This is a genomic window from Ruegeria sp. E1 (assembly GCF_056534225.1).
In genome coordinates this window covers 162,924-179,517 of sequence record NZ_JBQFPE010000005.1, presented here as the reverse complement: position 1 = coordinate 179,517, position 16,594 = coordinate 162,924, and the positions used below count along the sequence as shown (strand labels likewise).

The 16,594-nt window shown below is 59.6% G+C and carries 20 protein-coding genes; 8 read left to right on the top strand and 12 right to left on the bottom strand.

Going from position 1 to position 16,594, the window contains the following annotated elements; all coding sequences use genetic code 11:
- Positions 1-32: 32 nt before the first annotated feature.
- The 3 genes from ACR0FG_RS08110 (at position 33) to ACR0FG_RS08100 (ending at position 2,262) form a co-directional block, all read left to right on the top strand.
- On the top strand, positions 33-782 hold the full coding sequence (locus ACR0FG_RS08110) for an alpha/beta fold hydrolase (protein WP_480891857.1): 750 nt from the start codon (positions 33-35) through the stop codon (positions 780-782).
- A 71-nt stretch (positions 783-853) separates the two neighbouring features.
- On the top strand, positions 854-1,468 hold the full coding sequence (locus ACR0FG_RS08105; protein ID WP_480892089.1) for a hypothetical protein: 615 nt from the start codon (positions 854-856) through the stop codon (positions 1,466-1,468).
- Between the two features lie 83 nt (positions 1,469-1,551).
- Positions 1,552-2,262 carry an alpha/beta fold hydrolase gene (locus ACR0FG_RS08100; RefSeq protein WP_480891854.1) on the top strand — a complete coding sequence of 237 codons (711 nt, stop codon included), beginning with the start codon at positions 1,552-1,554 and terminating at the stop codon, positions 2,260-2,262.
- Here the strand turns inward: ACR0FG_RS08100 and ACR0FG_RS08095 are convergent.
- Positions 2,259-2,840, bottom strand: coding sequence for a DUF6151 family protein (locus ACR0FG_RS08095; protein ID WP_480891851.1), 582 nt, complete (start codon positions 2,838-2,840; stop codon positions 2,259-2,261). The genes ACR0FG_RS08100 and ACR0FG_RS08095 overlap by 4 nt on opposite strands.
- Before the next feature lie 5 nt (positions 2,841-2,845).
- Entirely contained in the window at positions 2,846-4,117 is a 1,272-nt protein-coding gene (phaZ, locus tag ACR0FG_RS08090; RefSeq protein ID WP_480891848.1) for a polyhydroxyalkanoate depolymerase, read from the bottom strand.
- Positions 4,118-4,216: 99 nt separating this feature from the next.
- On the opposite strand from phaZ, the gene ACR0FG_RS08085 reads away from it, so the two are divergent.
- From ACR0FG_RS08085 to ACR0FG_RS08070, 4 genes are all read left to right on the top strand, one after another.
- On the top strand, positions 4,217-6,019 hold the full coding sequence (locus ACR0FG_RS08085; RefSeq protein WP_480891845.1) for a PHA/PHB synthase family protein: 1,803 nt from the start codon (positions 4,217-4,219) through the stop codon (positions 6,017-6,019).
- Between the two features lie 130 nt (positions 6,020-6,149).
- Positions 6,150-6,596 (top strand): phasin family protein, encoded by a 447-nt coding sequence (locus ACR0FG_RS08080; protein ID WP_170715827.1) that lies wholly within the window; start codon positions 6,150-6,152, stop codon positions 6,594-6,596.
- A 136-nt stretch (positions 6,597-6,732) separates the two neighbouring features.
- A complete protein-coding gene (phaR, locus tag ACR0FG_RS08075) occupies positions 6,733-7,287 on the top strand; it encodes a polyhydroxyalkanoate synthesis repressor PhaR (protein WP_170715829.1) in 555 nt (184 codons plus the stop codon).
- On the top strand, positions 7,288-8,049 hold the full coding sequence (locus ACR0FG_RS08070; protein ID WP_480891840.1) for a trypsin-like serine peptidase: 762 nt from the start codon (positions 7,288-7,290) through the stop codon (positions 8,047-8,049).
- Between the two features lie 3 nt (positions 8,050-8,052).
- On the opposite strand, the gene ACR0FG_RS08065 is transcribed toward ACR0FG_RS08070, so the two are convergent.
- Positions 8,053-9,252 (bottom strand): DegT/DnrJ/EryC1/StrS family aminotransferase, encoded by a 1,200-nt coding sequence (locus ACR0FG_RS08065; RefSeq protein ID WP_480891837.1) that lies wholly within the window; start codon positions 9,250-9,252, stop codon positions 8,053-8,055.
- A 227-nt stretch (positions 9,253-9,479) separates the two neighbouring features.
- Here ACR0FG_RS08065 and ACR0FG_RS08060 point away from each other — a divergent pair, with 227 nt between their 5' ends.
- Positions 9,480-10,289, top strand: coding sequence for a M90 family metallopeptidase (locus ACR0FG_RS08060; protein ID WP_170715835.1), 810 nt, complete (start codon positions 9,480-9,482; stop codon positions 10,287-10,289).
- A gap of 2 nt (positions 10,290-10,291) precedes the next feature.
- On the opposite strand, the gene ACR0FG_RS08055 is transcribed toward ACR0FG_RS08060, so the two are convergent.
- The 9 genes from ACR0FG_RS08055 to ACR0FG_RS08015 all read right to left on the bottom strand — a co-directional run bounded on the left by ACR0FG_RS08055 (position 10,292) and on the right by ACR0FG_RS08015 (position 16,566).
- Complete coding sequence (locus ACR0FG_RS08055; protein ID WP_170715837.1) at positions 10,292-11,098, bottom strand: ABC transporter permease subunit; 807 nt, start codon at positions 11,096-11,098, stop codon at positions 10,292-10,294.
- Positions 11,095-11,982: an ABC transporter permease subunit gene (locus ACR0FG_RS08050; protein WP_170715839.1), complete on the bottom strand. Its 888-nt coding sequence runs from the start codon at positions 11,980-11,982 to the stop codon at positions 11,095-11,097. Before ACR0FG_RS08050 ends, ACR0FG_RS08055 begins: the two co-directional genes overlap by 4 nt.
- 67 nt (positions 11,983-12,049) lie before the next feature.
- Positions 12,050-12,799, bottom strand: coding sequence for a transporter substrate-binding domain-containing protein (locus ACR0FG_RS08045; protein ID WP_480891832.1), 750 nt, complete (start codon positions 12,797-12,799; stop codon positions 12,050-12,052).
- A gap of 35 nt (positions 12,800-12,834) precedes the next feature.
- On the bottom strand, positions 12,835-13,611 hold the full coding sequence (locus tag ACR0FG_RS08040; RefSeq protein WP_170715844.1) for an ATP-binding cassette domain-containing protein: 777 nt from the start codon (positions 13,609-13,611) through the stop codon (positions 12,835-12,837).
- A 125-nt stretch (positions 13,612-13,736) separates the two neighbouring features.
- The gene (locus ACR0FG_RS08035) at positions 13,737-14,489 is read right to left on the bottom strand and encodes a phosphate/phosphite/phosphonate ABC transporter substrate-binding protein (RefSeq protein WP_480891829.1); all 753 of its coding nucleotides are present in this window, start codon (positions 14,487-14,489) and stop codon (positions 13,737-13,739) included.
- Positions 14,486-14,923 (bottom strand): tellurite resistance TerB family protein, encoded by a 438-nt coding sequence (locus ACR0FG_RS08030; RefSeq protein ID WP_170715848.1) that lies wholly within the window; start codon positions 14,921-14,923, stop codon positions 14,486-14,488. Before ACR0FG_RS08030 ends, ACR0FG_RS08035 begins: the two co-directional genes overlap by 4 nt.
- A 20-nt stretch (positions 14,924-14,943) precedes the next feature.
- Positions 14,944-15,393 carry a tellurite resistance TerB family protein gene (locus ACR0FG_RS08025; RefSeq protein ID WP_170715850.1) on the bottom strand — a complete coding sequence of 150 codons (450 nt, stop codon included), beginning with the start codon at positions 15,391-15,393 and terminating at the stop codon, positions 14,944-14,946.
- A 42-nt stretch (positions 15,394-15,435) separates the two neighbouring features.
- Positions 15,436-15,729, bottom strand: coding sequence for a DUF1330 domain-containing protein (locus ACR0FG_RS08020; protein WP_170715853.1), 294 nt, complete (start codon positions 15,727-15,729; stop codon positions 15,436-15,438).
- A 63-nt stretch (positions 15,730-15,792) separates the two neighbouring features.
- Positions 15,793-16,566, bottom strand: a complete 774-nt coding sequence (locus ACR0FG_RS08015) for an isocitrate lyase/PEP mutase family protein (protein WP_480891824.1) — start codon at positions 16,564-16,566, stop codon at positions 15,793-15,795.
- Positions 16,567-16,594: the final 28 nt, after the last annotated feature.

Here is a 16,594-nt window from a genome sequence, read left to right as displayed (position 1 = left end):
GTCGTGCATGATGTGGGAAAACGGAGGGTTTCATGGCAGAGGCAGAGATTCTGGAGACCGCGCAGGGGCGGCGGCTGGCGTATCACAAGAGTGAAGGCGCAGGGCCGACGATTGTTTTTCTGGGCGGGCTCAAGTCGGATATGGAGGGCACCAAGGCGGTGCATCTTGAGGCTTGGGCGCAAGAGCGGGGTCAGGCGTTCTTGCGGTTTGACTATTCAGGGCATGGAGAAAGCTCGGGCGCGTTCACCGATGGGTGCATCGGTGATTGGCACGAGGATACGCTGGCGGCAGTGTCGCGGTTGACGGATGGGCCGTTGATCGTGGTGGGGTCATCCATGGGCGGTTGGCAGGCGCTATTGCTGGCGCGGGTCATGCCGGAACGGGTGGCCGGGATGGTGACGATTGCCGCCGCGCCGGATTTCACCGAAGATGGCTATTGGGCCTCGTTTTCCGATGCGCAGAAGGCGGCGGTGGAGGAGGTGGGGCATGTTGAACTGCCCTCGGACTATATGGAGCCATATGTCATCACCAAGCGGATGATCGAGGATGGGCGTCAGCGTCTGGTTTTGCGTACGCCGCTGGAGCTGCCGTTTCCGGTGCGGTTCCTGCAGGGTACTGCGGATACCGCAGTTTCGGTAGAAACGGCAGTGCGGTTGCTGGACCACGCGACGGGACCCGATATGCGATTGCTGTTGGTCAAGGATGCGGATCATCGGTTTTCCGATGGGTCTTGCCTTGTGATAATCGAGCACGCCGTTTTGGAAGTGATCGGGTCGGAGTGATGTCGCCGGGATGCGGGGCTGGCTTGCGGAGCATGGGATAGAGTGACGGTCTGATGCGAAAACCCGGCAGCATGTGGAGTCTGGAGACATTGGGGCGGGTGCGCCTGTCGCGGTATTTCTACATGCGCGAATTTCTGTATTCCGAGATCGGCAATTTCCATGGCAAACAGAATATCCCCGACAACCCGGACCTTGCCATCGAGACCGGGAGCGCGTTTTGGAAGACCTTACTGGATCCACTTGAGGAAACCTTTGGCCGCGTTGCCGTGCGTTCGGGATATCGCTCGCCCTCGCTGAACCGGTTTGGCAATGAGAACAAGCTGAATTGCGCGCGCAATGACAATCCGCTGGAGTGCCATATCTGGGACCGGGGCGAGGGAGATGCGCGGATCGCGGGGGCGTCCATCGTCATTCCCTGGTTTGCCGATCAATATGATCGGGGCCGCGACTGGCGTGATCTGGCGTGGTGGATGCACGATCATCTGGACTATTCCGAGATCTGGTTCTTTCCCAAGCTTTGCGCGTTTAATCTGGTCTGGCGACCCAAACCGGTGCGCCGGATCGACAGCTATATCGCGCCGCGCGGCTGCCTGTTGCGGCCCGGCGGAGTGCCGGGTGAAAGTACGCCCCAACGGCAGGCGCGATACGCTGATTTTCCCCGGTTTCGCGGGTTGGATTATCCCTGAAGATTAACTTGCCCATCGGGCCAAAACCTCTCATCCTGCGACTAAGCAAGGACGCAAAAGACGTCAGATAACGGAGGCCCCGCGTGATCGAGCCGCTGGTTCTGTTACCCGGACTAATGAGCGATGCGCGGCTGTTTCGCCCGCAGGTCGAGGCGTTGTCCCGCAGTCGGGCGGTCACGGTTGCACCGCTGTTGATGGGCGAACGGGTTGAGGAAATTGCGTCGGGCCTGCTGGATGTGCTGCCGCGCAGGTTTGCGCTGGCCGGGCAGGGGCTGGGCGGCATGGTGGCGCTGGACCTGATCCGCCGTGCGCCCGATCGGGTGACGCGGCTGTGTCTGATGGCAACGGACGGGCAGGCGGATACGCCCCATATGGCGGCGGCGCGCGAAGAACTGATTGTGGGTGCGCAGGCCGGGCGGCTTGAGGATGTGATGCGCAAGGCTGTAGGCTCGGACACGCTGGCCCCGGGGTCGCAGCGTATTCCGATCCTGAATGATGTTTTGCGCATGGCCGAAGACCAGGGTGCGGATCATTTCGTGCGGCAAATGCGGGTTTTGCAAAGACGACCGGATCAGCAGGTCACGCTGCGTCGGATCAATGTGCCGACGCTGATCCTGTGTGGGGCGCATGACACGCTGACGCCGGTTCGCAAGCACGCCTTCATGGCCGATCTGATCCCGGATGCGCAGTTGCAAGTGATCGAAGCCGCGGGGCATCTGCCGTCGCTCGAAGCGCCCGATGTGGTGATAGCCGCGATAGAGGGTTGGCTGGGGGTGCCGCTGCGATTGGCCTAGTAAAGGCCCGCGCGTTGATCCTTGGTCAGGATGACCGGGGAAGCAACCGGCGCGCCGGTTTTGACGTCAAAGAACGGCGTGTCCTTCCAGCGGCCAGAGAGGCGCGATTTCACCACGCGGGACAACAGCCCGACGACCGCGTGCCGCAGGCCCTGATGCGATTGCTTGCCGCCGGGGCCGGGGACAAAGCCGCGGGTCACGACGGGGCCCAGTTTTTCAGGGTGTTGCAGGCGTTTTCCGATGAACCCCGCAAACGGGAACTTTGGCGTCCGGGTTGTCGTGGCCAGCGGGGCGTTGCAGCATTTTGCATACCAACGCAGCATTCCTTTGGGGCTCAGCTGCATCAGCGCAAGATGTTCGGCCCCGGTTTCGAAGATGATAAATTCGGGCGAGGTTTGCAGAACATCGACGGGGCCGGGGGCCGGGTCCGGTTGCTTGAAATAAAGCTGCGCTGCGCGGCAGTCGTGGCAGAAACATTCGGCATGGGTGCCCGATGAAACGCCAGCGGCCTTGATATGGCCGCTCAGCGCGCCACAGTTGCAGGCGAAAGCAAGATCAGAGGCCTGCCTACGGCGCATGACGTTCAGGCGACCTTGTTCTTGTTGGCGGCGTGGCGCTTGGGCTTGCGGCTGTTTTCGTTCATGAAATCAATGACAAGCGGGCGGATGTTATCGCGCCAGCTGCGACCCGCGAAGATGCCATAATGACCCGCGCCGGGTTCGACATGGCTGGCTTTTTTGCTGGCGGGCAGACCCGTGCACAAATCCAGCGCCGCGATGCACTGACCGGGGGCCGAGATATCGTCGTTTGCGCCTTCGACGGATTTGACGGCAACGTCGGTGATCTTGCCGATGTCGACCTTGTGGCCGTTTACAACAAACTCATTCCGCGCAATCTCGCGGTTTTTGAACACGCGTTCGACGGTCGACAGATAAAACTCGGCCGTCATGTCCATGACGGCGAGATATTCGTCGTAAAAGCGGTTATGCGCGTCCTGATCTGACGCTTCACCGCGTATGACGCGGTGGATCTGATCGGTGAAGGCTTTGCTGTGACGTTCGGCATTCATCGACATGAACGAGGCCAGCTGCAGCAGGCCGGGATAGACCATGCGCCCGACGCCCTTGTATTTGAAGCCGACGCGCTGGATCATCGTCTCTTCCAACTGGCCCATGGTGACGCGTCGCCCGAAATCGGTCACTTCGGTGGGCGTGGCGTCGGGGTCAACCGGGCCGCCGATCAGAGTCAGCGTGCTGGGCTGCGCCTTGGGCTCGACCTCGGCCAGATAGGCGGTGGCGGCCAGCGTCAGCGGGACGGGTTGGCACACAGCAACAACATGGGTGTCGGGGCCAAGTTCCTTCATGAAATCGACAAGGTAGAGCGTATAATCCTCGACATCGAATTTGCCTTCAGACACAGGGATATCACGCGCGTTATGCCAATCGGTGATGTAAACCTCGCAATTGACCAGCAGGCTTTTCACGGTCGAGCGCAGCAGGGTGGCATAGTGCCCCGACATGGGCGCGACCAGCAGTACCTTGCGCGGCTGTTCTGCGCGCCCGTTGACGCGAAAATGCAGCAGATCGCCAAAGGGGCGTTCCAGTACGGTCGCAATATCGACCAGATGATCCTTGCCGTCTTCGCAGGTAAAGGTGCGGATACCCCAGTCGGGCTTGGCGATCATGCGCTGAAAGCTGCGCTCGGTGACCTCGCCCCAGGCTGCCATCCAGTTAAACGCCGGGTTGGGCACCATGGAAAATTGCGGATACGAGGCGACGGCGCTGGCGGTTGCACCAAGCCACTGATTGGTATTCCGAATAGTTTCCATCAGGTCGTAGGTCATCATATAACGCATAAAGCGGGCCTCCTGAAAGTTCGGACTATTCGCCGCTTTGCCCCCCGACGCCCACGACGTTATTCTGCATGGCAGCGAAGTTAGGGTGGAATTGTTAAAATGACAACTAGCGATGGCCAGGTGCCTGAAATGACCGAAGAAAATATTGAAAAGCTTAAGAAAAATATGGAAAAGGTCGAGGCGCTATCAAAGCGACTGGTCGAAGTCATGGCCGGCAAAAAGGGTCATAACCCCGCTTTGGACAGTCCGAATCAAGAACTTTTTGCAAAAGCAGCAACGGCCTATTGGGCCGAGGCATGGCAGAATCCCGCCAAAATGCTTGAACAACAGGTCGAGTTCTGGGGAAAGTCGGTTCTGAATTTTGCCGAAGCGCAGAAGGCGATGACCACTGGAGAGGTCGACGATGACGAAGATGCCCCCCGCGACCGTCGCTTTGCAAATCCGATGTGGAATACGAACCCCTATTTCCGCTTTATCCGCCAGCAATACCAGACGAATGCACGCGCGGTAGAACAGGCCGTTGCCTCGGTCGAGGATCTGGACCGCAAGGACATGCAGCGACTGAAATACTTCTCGCAGCAGATCATCGACATGATGGCGCCGACCAATTTTCTGGCGACCAATCCGGACGCGTTGGAAAAGGCGGTCGAAACCGAAGGGAAATCCTTGATCAAGGGGCTGGAAAATCTGGTCTCGGATCTGGAAGCCAATGATGGCGAACTGGTGGTCAAGCTGGCCGATGACACCGCGTTCGAGATCGGCGGAAACATCGCGACAACGCCCGGCGAGGTGGTTTACCGCAACCGCATGATCGAACTGATCCAGTACACGCCGGTGACGGAAACGGTTCATGAAACGCCGATCGTTCTGTTTCCGCCCTGGATCAACAAGTTCTATATTCTTGATCTGAAGGCGCAGAACAGTCTGATCAAATGGGTGACCGAGCAGGGTTATACCCTGTTCGTGGTCAGTTGGGTGAATGCCGACAAGTCGCACGCGGATATCGGATTGGAGGACTATATCCAGGAAGGGTATCTGACCGCCATCGACGTGGCCAAGAAAATCTGCAAGGTCAAACAGGTCAACGCTGTGGGCTATTGCATCGCGGGCACCACGCTGAGCCTGACGCTGTCGCTGTTGAAACAGCGTGGCGACAAGTCGATCAAATCGGCGACTTTCTTCACGACCCTGACGGATTTTGGCGAGCAGGGGGAATTCACCCCGTTCCTGCAGAATGACTTTATCGACGGTATCGAAGCGCAGGTTTCCGATGATGGTATCCTGAGCGCATGGATCATCGGGCGGACCATGTCGTTCCTGCGGTCGCGTGACCTGATCTATACGCCTGCGATCCGCAGCTACATGATGGGCGAAACACCCCCGGCTTTTGATCTGCTGTTCTGGAACGGGGACGGGGCCAATCTGCCGGGCCGGATGGCGATGCAGTATCTGCGCGGACTGTGCCAGAGCAACGACTTCGTCGGCGACGGGTTCGAATTGCTGGGCCATAAGCTGCACATCAAGGATGTGGATGTGCCGCTGATGGCGATCACTTGCGAAACCGACCATATCGCCGCGTGGAAAGATTGCTATCGCGGGGTGCAGCAGATGGGATCGCGGTCGAAATCCTTTGTGGTCTCGGAATCCGGTCATATCGCGGGCATCGTGAACCCGCCCAGCAAAAAGAAGTATGGCCATTATACGAACCCCGACATGAAAGCGGACGCCGACACCTGGCTGAAGCAGGCGGATTTCCATGAAGGTTCATGGTGGCCGCACTGGGAAGCCTGGCTGAAAAAGCGCTCTGGCAAGCAGGTGCCCGCACGTAAACCGGGTGATTCGAAGCACCCGCCGCTCTGCCCGGCACCTGGGACCTATGTTCGGGTCAAGGCAAACCGCTGATATCACTTTGAAACGCGATTTTTCTGCGGTGCGGCAAGAAAAAACTTGCAATGCTGCACCGCAGCAATCATATTGTCCTCAAGCTAATGAAACCCGGGGTGGGCCCGGACAAGCTAAAAGGATTAGGACAATGGCAAAGACCCAGGACTTTACCGCGACCCTGAAAGACGTAATGGGCGCATTCCCTGTTGATACCACCGCTCTGGAAGATGCATTCAAGTCGACCGCTTCGCTGAACGAAAAGCTGTCGGGCGTTGCGCTGGACGCTGCTGAGAAATCGGCAGAAATCTCGAACAAATGGACCAAGGACACTCTGGCCAAGCTGACCGAGATGTCGAAAGCAAAAGCCGAGCCTGCTGACTACGCCAAAGCCGCAACCGACTTTGCAAGCGCATCGGCTGAAGTTGCTGCTGAAAACCTGGCTGCTTTCGCTGAGATCGCGAAAAAAGTTCAGACCGAAACTGTTGAGCTGCTGATGGCTGCTGGCAAAGACGCTGCTGAAGACGCAACCGCTGCTGTCAAGAAAGCAACCAACGACGTGACTGCCGCCGCCAAGAAAGCCGCCGCAGCCAAGTAAGTTAAGAGGGCGATAGGCATCTGTTCCTCCCATAAGATGCCATTGCTTCGGGCAGGTCGCTTGACCTGCCCTTTCTTTTTGTTCTGCGCTCGCATAATCTCTGCTGCAGCGCATCAAATATTGGGGAGGGTAAGCGGTGTCGGAACAGGAAAAACCGCTGTTGATCAAACGGTATGCCAGCCGTCGGCTGTATAACACCGAGACCAGCGACTACGTCACGCTTGAAGACATTGCCGGATTCATCCGGGATGGGCGCGAGGTTCAGATCATCGACCTGAAAACCGGCGACGACCTGACCCGCCAGTATCTGCTCCAGATCATTGCCGAACACGAAAGCCGGGGCGAAAACGTTCTGCCGGTCAACGTGCTGAACGACCTTGTGCGCAGCTATATGGTGCCGGGCGGCGGGATGATGCCGCAATTCCTGCAAAGCTCGTTCGAGATGCTGCGCGAAAGTCAGGCCAAGATGGTCGAGAACATGAGCGCGATGAACCCGATGTCGCAGATGCCGGGATTCGAGGCGATGCAGGCGCAGCAACAGGCGTTTCTGAAGGCCATGACCGGTGGCTTGTCGGGCAACTGGTCCGGGCCGGGTCAGGACGACGAGGACAAATCCGAGCCGAATGAGGATCTGAACGATATCAAGAAGCAACTGGCCGAGTTGCAGCAGAAACTCTCCAAGCTTAGCTAAGTGCGCCTGCTGCCCCTGATCACGGCACTGGTGCTGGCAGGGTCGGCGCTGGCGCAGGGGCGATATTCCACGGTTTGGGAGCCGGTCTGCACCCTTGGTGCAAACTCGGACGCGGGGTGCGAGGATATTCGTGCGCGCAAGATCGTGGATGCGGCGGCGGCCCCGTGGCGGGCCATTGGGCGTGTGAATTTCGCAAGCCGAAGCCAACGAAGCCATTGCACCGGGGTTCTGGTGTCCGAACGGCATGTGCTGACAGCAGCGCATTGCCTGTATAACAGCGCGCGCAAACGCTGGATTCCACCGACGAGCATTCGGTTTGCTGCCGGGTATCAACGGGGAGACTACGTGGCGTTTTCGCCGGTTGCGACCTATCGCATGGCCCCTGATCAGGGGCAGGGAACCGCGTTCGATCCCCGCGCAGACCGCGATTGGGCGGTGCTTGAACTGCGCGATCCGATTGGTCGGGATGTGGGCTATATGCCGATCATCTCACCGGAGGGGCAGGGCACATTTGTGGCCGGCTATCCGGGGCTGCGCCCTCATGTTCTGAGCCGGACGCCAGACTGTGTTCACCGAACGTTGGCGCAGACCCTGCTGCGGGCGATTTGTCCGGTGATGATGGGGGATTCCGGTGCGCCGCTATTGGTGCAGACCGATGACGGGTTGGCGGTCGCCGGTATCCTGTCGCGCATCGCGCCAACCCCGGAAGGGATTGACGCGATTTTTCTTTCATCAGAGATACTTGGGCCAAACGAGCCCTGACCCTCAGGTGCCGTAAACCGGGATGGGACCGGTCACTTCGGCGACCGAGGCCAGCAGGATATCGGCGATCACATCCAGTTCCTCGCGGGTCAGGCGGACTGGCAGACGCACGTCACAGGCGCTCATCAGCATGGCGCGGGTCTGGGGCAGCTCGACCTGCTCGGGCAGGAATTGCCAGTTCCAGAAGGCGCGGGCGTTGTCCTCGCTTTGGCCAAAGACCTGAACCTTGACGCCACGCCCTTCGGCTGCGGCGGCGAAGGCGCGTATCTCGGCGTCATCCATCCCGACCAGATTGAACTGGATCGAATCCGGGGCGCGTTGTTCCGGCGCCAGAGGGGCGGGGACGTCAATGTAAGGTGATGAATTCAAACGATTTGCGACGTAATCATGGTTCGCCAGACCGTCGCGGACGCGGCGGGCGAGTTCGGGAATCTGGGGGCGGATCACGGCGGCGCTGAGGTTGCTCATGCGCAGATTATAAAGCGGCAACTGGTTCTGCCAGCGGCCAAAGGCCTGCGCCAGTTCGGGGGCCTCGGCGTGCTTTTTCCAGTTGTGTTCATAGGCACCTGACATGATCACGGCGCGCGCGATCAGGTCGGCGTCGTCGGTGATCATGATGCCGCCTTCGCCCGCATTGATCATCTTGTAGGACTGGAATGAGAAACAGCCGATCTTGCCGATGGTGCCGATATTGCGGCCATGCCATGTGGTTCCCAGCGAATGCGCGGCGTCTTCGATCACCGGAATGCTACGGGCATTGCACAGCGACATGATTGCATCCATGTCCGAGGTGTGGCCCCGCATATGGCTGATGATCACCGCCTGAACACCGTCAAGTTTTGCTGTAAAGTCATTGATATCAATACGATAATTCGGACCCACCTCGCACAGAACCGGAATGCAGTCCGCATGAATGACCGAGGACGGCACGGCGGCGAAAGTAAAGCCCGGGATCAGAACCCGCGCGTCACGCGGCAGGTCAAGCGCCTTGAGCGACAGGAACAAAGCGGCCGAACAGGACGAGACCGCAAGGGCATATTTCGCACCCAAAAGCGCGGCAAATTCGGCTTCGAGCAGCGCAACCGGTGCATCCTGCGGCGCTGTGTAGCGGAACAGGTCGCCCGACTGCATCAGCGCATCGATGGCGTCGCGGGCTGCGGCGGGGATGGGTTCGGCGTCATGAACGTTTGGAGGAAGCGTCATATTTGGATTTCCCGAATTTAATATTTGGAATATATAAATCAGACACCGGGATATGCCAAGTGCTCTTTCGCGTTTCGGCAAAATTTCACCAAACTGTCACGATCCCCGTTGCGCGCCTGAACGGTGGGATTGTTCGTTTTGTACATCGTAAAAACCCGGGATCTTTCGGTTTGTACAAAACCGGCCAGCCGATTGTGCCTGCCCAACCTTGGCGATAGTGTCGCGCCATGTTTATCTTCCTTACCATTCTGTTACTGATCGCGGCCGGTCTGGGCTGGTATGTCTGGTCGAAGAAACAAGCCCGCGCGGCGCTGTTGGCGACGCCGCTGAGCGCACATCAGCGACAAGTCATCGACCGCCAGGTGCCGATCATCCGACGGCTGCCGCCGGATTTGCGCGCGCATCTGGATGGCAAGGTGAACCTGTTTCTGGATCAGGTGAGTTTCCATGGCTGTGACGGGCTGGAGGTGAGCGAAGAAATGGAGCTGTCGATTGCCGCGCAGGCCTGCCTGTTGGTGATCAACAGCGACCTTTGGTACGACAACCTGACGACGATCCTGATCTACCCAAATGCGTTCAAGTCCAAGCAGCAGCGGCATTCCGGCTTTGTGGTGACAGAAAAAGAGATCGTGCGCACCGGCGAAAGCTGGGATCGCGGGCCGGTCATTCTGTCCTGGGCACACAGCCAGCAGGGGGCGCTGAATGATCGGGACGGGCAGAATGTGGTGCTGCACGAGTTTGCGCATCAGATTGATGATCTATCTGGCGGCACCAACGGCGTTCCGATCCTGAGCGAGGGGCAGAGCTTTGCCGAATGGGAAAAGGTGTTCCTGACTGCTTATGACGCCCATGTGAGTGCTGTCGAACACGGGCGACACACTGTCATCGACCCTTATGGCGCGACAGGTCATGAAGAGTTCTTTGCGGTCTCGGTCGAGGTGTTCTTTGAGCGCCCCAAGGCACTGAAACAGGATGTGCCCGAGGTCTATGAACAGCTTTCAAAACTGTTCCATCTGAACCCGGTCGACTGGGCCTGACCCTAGCGCGCCAGGTTCAGCCGGAACCGCATCTTGGCTTTGCGTTCGGCAGGCAGGTGCCGGTTCAGGCGTTTGTTGACCATGCCGAATCCCCAGACGATCAGCAGCGTCAGCAGGATGAAATAGAAGGCCAGAATCGGGTAGGGCACGAAGGGGTTGAACGTCTTGTCGGCGAAGTAGCTAGCGTAATAGAGCGCGTCTCCGCGTTGTTGCCAGGCCGGAAAGGCCGAGAAGAAGACCAGCGTGGTGGACTGGAACACAAAGATCGCCTCGTTCGTGTAGGCGGGCCATGCCAGACGCAGCATGGTGGGCCAGACGATGCGCCGGAAACGGGACCAGCCGGACATGCCATAGGCATCCGCAGCCTCGATATCGCCTTTGGGGATGGACCGCAGCGCGCCATAGAAGATCTCACCCGAATAGGCCGAAGTGTTCAGGAACAGCACGATCAGCGCGCCCAGCCAGGCCGAGGTCAGCGGGTCGAACATCGGATAGGGCTTCTTGAGCGACAGGAAGAAGAAATAGGCAAAGAAGAACTGGATAAACAGCGGCGAGCCGCGGAACAGGAAGATGAACCATTCCGCCGGTTTGCGCAGCCATTTGTTCGGCGATGCCTTTCCGACCGCCAGTGCGGTTGCCAGAAAGAAGCCAGTGATCATCGCCATGACGCCGAAATAGATATTCCAGATCATGCCCGAGCCGATCAGCGTAAAATGCTCGCATAAGGTGAAATCGGTCTTGGGCAGCAGGCGTTCGCCATAGCCCAGCGAGCGCAGGCCGTAATCCTGAATGGTCTGGATGCAGCTCATGCCGTGGTCTCCTTGCGCAGAAGCTCTCCGCCGGATGTGGCCTGACCGTGGGACAGGCGGCGCATCAGCTTTTCAAGCCCGATCTCGGAGACGCGGGTCATGCCGAGGTAAAAGATCAGCAGAGCGAGGAAATACCACATGCGCCAGTCGCCATGGGGGTATTGCGTAAATTTCGAGGTTTTTGTGCCGCCCAGTTCGCGTGCCCAATAGACGATGTCTTCGATGCCCAGCAGGAACAGCAGTGGCGTGGCCTTGATCAGGACCATCCACAGGTTCGACAGGCCGGGCAGGGCATAGACCCACATCTGCGGCACAAGGATGCGCCAGAAGGTCTGGCGGCGGGTCATGCCGTAGGCTTCGGCGGTTTCAAGCTGCGCATGGGGCACGGCGCGCATCCCGCCGAACAGGACATTGGCGGCGAAGGCTCCGAACACGATGGAAAAGGTGATGACCGCAAGGAAGAAACCGTATGTTTCGTGAACCCACTCAGGCGAGGTGCCAAGCGGCATCTTGGCGGCCTGACAGACCAGGAAATCGTTGCCCTGACGGATTGGATCAGTCCAGTCGGGGCACAGGACCTTGTGCCTGATCCATTCGAACCCCTGATCCAGCGCGATGACGAAGAACAGAAAGAAGGCAATATCCGGCACGCCGCGAACGATGGCGATATACCCTTTGCCCAGCCAGCTGAGGGGCGGGATATGGGACCGCGCGGCCATTGCGCCCAAAAAACCAAAGCTCAGAGCGACGGGGGCGGTAACGGCCAACAGGGCCAGAACCTTGACGAACGAAAAGTAGAACGACCAGTGGACGCCGTTGGTCAGATAGCACGAGAACCAGCGGAACGTGCCCAGCGTATCGGGATCGGTACAGTAGGAGAACATCAGGCGTCTTTCGAACGTCGGTCCGGTCCGGCGCGCGCGGGGCGCACCGGACCGTTTTCAGAAAGGCTTAGTTGGTGACAACCGAGCCGTCGGTGCCATAGGTGGCGGTGCCTTCGCCAAACCACTTGACCAGCATCTCATTCAGCGAGCCATCGGCTTTCATCGAGGTGATCGCGTCGTCAAATTTGGCACGCAGTTCAGCGTCGCTTTCGCGGACACCCATGCCAACACCACCGCCAAGCGGAACGTCGTCGCCGACAAAGACCAGCTCACCGCCGGATTCTTCGACCAAAGGTGCCAGATAGTCCTTATCCGCGAAAACGGCGTCTGCTTCGCCATTGCGGACAGCGGCAATTGTTTCTTCGGGGGTTGCGAATTCAACCAGCGTCGCGCCGCTTTCCGCAACAAAACCCGCCTGAATCGTCGCCGTCTGCGCTGCGACGACGCCGCCGGTCAGATCGACGCCTTCGGCTGTTGCCACAAAGGCCGATGCGGCAGGCGGAACATAGTTCTGGGTGAAGTCGATGACTTCGTCGCGTTCATCGGTGATCGACATGCCCGCGATGATGGTGTCGTAGTTGCCCGAGACCAGGTTGGGGATGATCGAATCCCAGTCGTTCTTGACCCATTCGCATTCCAGACCGGCGCGCTTGCACAGTTCGTCGCCGACTTCGCGCTCGAATCCGTCAATCTCACCAGCATCGTTGATGAAGTTGTACGGAGGGTAGGCGCCTTCGGTGCCCATGCGCACGGTGTCGGCCATGGCGAGACCTGCGGTCAGCGCCAGCGCTGCAGTGGTCAGAATCAGGTTTTTCATGAGTTACTCCCCTTTATATGGTTCTGTCCTGAAGTTTATGCCGCCTGAGTGGCGGAGAGAAAACCCTGAAGCCGGGCGGATTCAGGGGTGGTGAAGATGTCTTCGGGTGTGCCTTCTTCCTCGATCAGGCCCTGATGCAGAAAGACGACGTGGCTGGAGATATCGGCCGCCATTTTCATGTCGTGGGTCACGATGATCATAGTCCGGCCTTCGGCGGCCAGATCCTTGATCACGCGGATTACTTCCTGTTCCAACTCGGGGTCCAGCGCCGAGGTGGGTTCGTCAAACAAAAGCGCCTCGGGTTCCATGCAAAGCCCGCGCGCGATGGCGGCGCGTTGCTGCTGGCCGCCCGAAAGCTGCGCCGGGTAGACGTCGCATTTGTCGCCGATGCCGACCTTTTCCAGATATTTGCGGGCGCTGTCCTCGACCTCGGCCCGGTCGCGGCCAAGGACGGTGACAGGGGCCTCCATCACGTTTTGTAGGATGGTCATATGGGCCCACAGATTGAATTGCTGAAACACCATCGACAGGTTGGTGCGAATGCGCAGCACCTGTTTGGGGTCAGCGGGGCGGCGGTGATGCTGGCTGCCGGTCCACTGTACCGGTTCGCCCTTGAACAGAATCTCGCCCTGCTGGCTGTCTTCCAGAAGGTTGCAGCAGCGCAGGAGGGTGGATTTGCCGGAACCGGAAGAACCAATCAGCGAGACCACGTCGCCGCGATGTGCGGTAATATCCACGCCTTTGAGGACTTCGAGCTGTCCAAAGCTTTTGTGGAGGTTCCTGATCTCGATGACGGGAGCGGTTTCTGTCACGGGCGGTCTCGGAGTCGTTGGTGTTGGTGCGGTACTAGGGCTGAAAAAACGAACCAATGCAATGCGCAAATGACATGATTGGGCACCGAAACCGCCAAAATGATCAGGCGAGTTCGCCAAAACTGTCAGTTTGTCGGCGCAAATGCCTGTGGTGTGGGCGGATTTGGAACCGCAAGATAGTCTGTTGCCGGGATGTCGACCAAGCCGCGCAGGTGCAGCAGATCGCGATCCTGTGCCGTCAGGTCGTCAATGGCGGCGCGTATGGCGCGGGCGATCGGTGCCGGATCGCGCCCCTTGGCGGTGATGTAGGGCAGCACCGGGGTCGGGGCGGTTGTGGCAACTGCGCGCAGTGTGCTCCCCAGATCGCTGTGGTCCTGCAGCAAGGCCCATGTCAGAGCATCCAGCGCGGCAAAATCGGCGCGCCCCGTGGCCACCGCCTGCGCCGAGAGCGCATGTGCGCCGGTTTCCAGCAGTTGCTGCGGGGCAAGGGTCTGGCCCGACAGATGCGTTATTGGCGCGGCCCAGCCGGATTGGGACAGAGCCTCGTTATAAGCAAAGACACCAGCGGACAGGGCGGCAAGATCGCGCGTGTCATCGGCGCGGGCGACAAAGACCGAGCAATAGTGACCGGCAGGGCAGCCCGGCAACCCGTAATCCGGCGTGCCGATCAGTTGTACCTGCCCATGCAGCCGCGTCCGATAGGGCATCCCGCAGGTTTGGGCCAGAACCAGATCTGGGTCACGCCAGATGTCCCAGACATCACGGTCGCGGGTCAGGGTGTCGGGACCAAAGCCAAGGTGGCTGCGGATCAGAGTCCAGAAGTGGTCATTGGCGGCGCGCGTGGCGGGCATGTCGTACATGCCCAGCATCGCAATCACGATTTGGCGGCCTTTTGTCGGGCCAGAGCCGAATCCACGTCGCTGACCCCCAGCAGGCTGACCACGAGGCGCAGCAGCGAATCCTCTTCGCCGGTGCGCTGGCCGTCGGCCAAAGCGACCGACCACATGGCCTGGACCACGGCGAGGCGGTCGTCATAGGCCACCGCCTCTTTGATGGCGCGGGTAAAGCGGACGGTATCGGGGGCCTCGGCCTCAAGGTCTTCGGCGCGGGCGCGCAGGGCGGCGGCCTCGAACGGGGACAACCCGTAGCGTTCCGCCGAGATGCGGTCGATCCGGGCCATTTCGGTATCGGCATAATCGTTGTCAGAGCGGGCAATCCGCACCAGCAGAGAGGTCAGGGCCAGACGCGCATCGTCATCGGCCAGCGGGTCGGGCTGCGGCTGAGTCAGCCGGGACAGAAAATCGCTAAACATCTGTATGATATAGACCCGGCTTAGCTGGCTTCCAAGCGGGATTGCACCCGTTCGCGCGCCGCTTTGCTGTCGTTATAGCTGAGGCCCATGGCAACGCGCGCCTCTTCGACGATCTTGACCTCGCCCTCGGCCGAGTTGCCATCGGCCAGCACGACCTCCCACAGGGCGTCCAGCGCGGCGAGGCGTTCTTTCTCGCCGGTGGTTTCGCGGATCAGCTTGCCGAACGTGTCGGTTTCGGGCGCAGCGGCGTGCAGTTTTTCGCAGGTGGCGCGGACCTTTGCGGCCTCGATGGCGTTGTGCTGATAAAGACGCGCCAGAATGCGGTCGATCAGGCTGATTTCTTCGAGCTTATAGTCCCGATCCGCCTGCGCCACGCGCACCATCAGCGCGCCCAATGCAAGCTCGGCATCGGGGTCGGGCAGGTTGTCGTGTTGCGGCGGGCGGAATGCCTGAAACAGTTTTCTTAACATGGGCGTAAGCTATTCCATATTTTGTAGCCAGCCAAGCCGGGGCTACCCGTCATAGCCCTGAATGATCACAAGATCGCCGATGGACACCGGATCGCGCAGGGCTTTGGCGGCCTGATACCCCTCGCTTTCATAACAGGCCAGCGCCTGTTCATAGCTGGGGAATTCAATCACCACGGTGCGGGCGCGGGCTTTGCCTTCGGGTTCGGCGCGCGCGCCGCCGCGGACAAGAAATTTCGCCCCGTATTCGGCAAAAGGCGCAGCGTTTGCAGCGATGTAGCTTTTGTATGCCTCCATGTCGTCTACATCGACATGGGCAACCCAATATCCTTTGGCCATAATGCGCCCCTCCTGCAACTCAGCTTGTGCAGGTTGGGCGCGAAACTGGCGAATTGCAATCCCCTATGACGATTGCAGCGCCTGCCGCGCCTTGTCCTGTAACCAGGCCAGCATTTCGCGGTAGGGAACCGGTCCATAGCTGATCCTAGCGACACCGAGTTTCGCCAGTGTTGGTGTGTCGGGCGTGCCGGGCAGGGCGATGATGTTGACCGGCAAATCTGTCGCATCGCAGAGGCGCTTGATCATGGTTTCGTCTTTCAGCCCCGGCGCAAAAAAGCCGCTGGCCCCGGCCTCGGCATAGGCCAGCGCGCGGGACATGGCGTCGTCGAGCATGGTTTCGGAATGGGTATCCGGTGCGGCCTTGAGGAAGATATCGGTACGCGCGTTGATATAGGCCGGGATGCCGGCGGCATCGCAGCCTTCGCGCAGCGCTGCGACGCGGGCGGCTTGGGTTTCGATATCATAAAGCTCTTTGGTTCCAACGATCTGGTCTTCGAAGTTAAAGCCGATCACGCCGGTTTCCAGCGCGCGCTGGGCGTTGGCGGCGATCTCGGAGGGGGATTCGGCATAGCCGCCTTCGAAATCCAGTGTCACCGGCAGATCGACCGCATCGACAATCCGGCGGGCATTGTCCAACGCGGCCTGCATCGGCACGTTCTGGCCATCGGAATAGCCCTGCGCCATGGCAACCGGCGCGCTGCCTGTGGCAATTGCCTTGGCCCCGGCATCGCGCACGGCAGCGGCGCTGCCTGCGTCCCAGATGTTATAGAGGATGACCGGATCGCCCTTTTTGTGCAGGGCTGCAAACTGTTCCGCTTGGGTCGTCTGGTTGGTCATGGCGGTCTCCTGTCGCTGCTTTGGCGGC

Bases quoted from the DNA above. Each gene is read 5' to 3' on its own strand.
- ACR0FG_RS08110 (WP_480891857.1), top strand. From the start codon at position 33: ATGGCAGAGGCAGAGATTCTGGAGACCGCGCAGGGGCGGCGGCTGGCG.
- ACR0FG_RS08050 (WP_170715839.1), bottom strand. From the start codon at position 11,982: ATGTTCTCCTACTGTACCGATCCCGATACGCTGGGCACGTTCCGCTGG.
- ACR0FG_RS08085 (WP_480891845.1), top strand. From the start codon at position 4,217: ATGACAACTAGCGATGGCCAGGTGCCTGAAATGACCGAAGAAAATATT.
- phaZ (WP_480891848.1), bottom strand. From the start codon at position 4,117: ATGCGTTATATGATGACCTACGACCTGATGGAAACTATTCGGAATACC.
- ACR0FG_RS08080 (WP_170715827.1), top strand. From the start codon at position 6,150: ATGGCAAAGACCCAGGACTTTACCGCGACCCTGAAAGACGTAATGGGC.
- ACR0FG_RS08055 (WP_170715837.1), bottom strand. From the start codon at position 11,098: ATGAGCTGCATCCAGACCATTCAGGATTACGGCCTGCGCTCGCTGGGC.
- ACR0FG_RS08015 (WP_480891824.1), bottom strand. From the start codon at position 16,566: ATGACCAACCAGACGACCCAAGCGGAACAGTTTGCAGCCCTGCACAAA.
- ACR0FG_RS08025 (WP_170715850.1), bottom strand. From the start codon at position 15,393: ATGTTAAGAAAACTGTTTCAGGCATTCCGCCCGCCGCAACACGACAAC.
- ACR0FG_RS08065 (WP_480891837.1), bottom strand. From the start codon at position 9,252: ATGACGCTTCCTCCAAACGTTCATGACGCCGAACCCATCCCCGCCGCA.
- ACR0FG_RS08045 (WP_480891832.1), bottom strand. From the start codon at position 12,799: ATGAAAAACCTGATTCTGACCACTGCAGCGCTGGCGCTGACCGCAGGT.
- ACR0FG_RS08095 (WP_480891851.1), bottom strand. From the start codon at position 2,840: ATGCGCCGTAGGCAGGCCTCTGATCTTGCTTTCGCCTGCAACTGTGGC.
- ACR0FG_RS08060 (WP_170715835.1), top strand. From the start codon at position 9,480: ATGTTTATCTTCCTTACCATTCTGTTACTGATCGCGGCCGGTCTGGGC.
- ACR0FG_RS08030 (WP_170715848.1), bottom strand. From the start codon at position 14,923: ATGTTTAGCGATTTTCTGTCCCGGCTGACTCAGCCGCAGCCCGACCCG.
- ACR0FG_RS08105 (WP_480892089.1), top strand. From the start codon at position 854: ATGTGGAGTCTGGAGACATTGGGGCGGGTGCGCCTGTCGCGGTATTTC.
- ACR0FG_RS08020 (WP_170715853.1), bottom strand. From the start codon at position 15,729: ATGGCCAAAGGATATTGGGTTGCCCATGTCGATGTAGACGACATGGAG.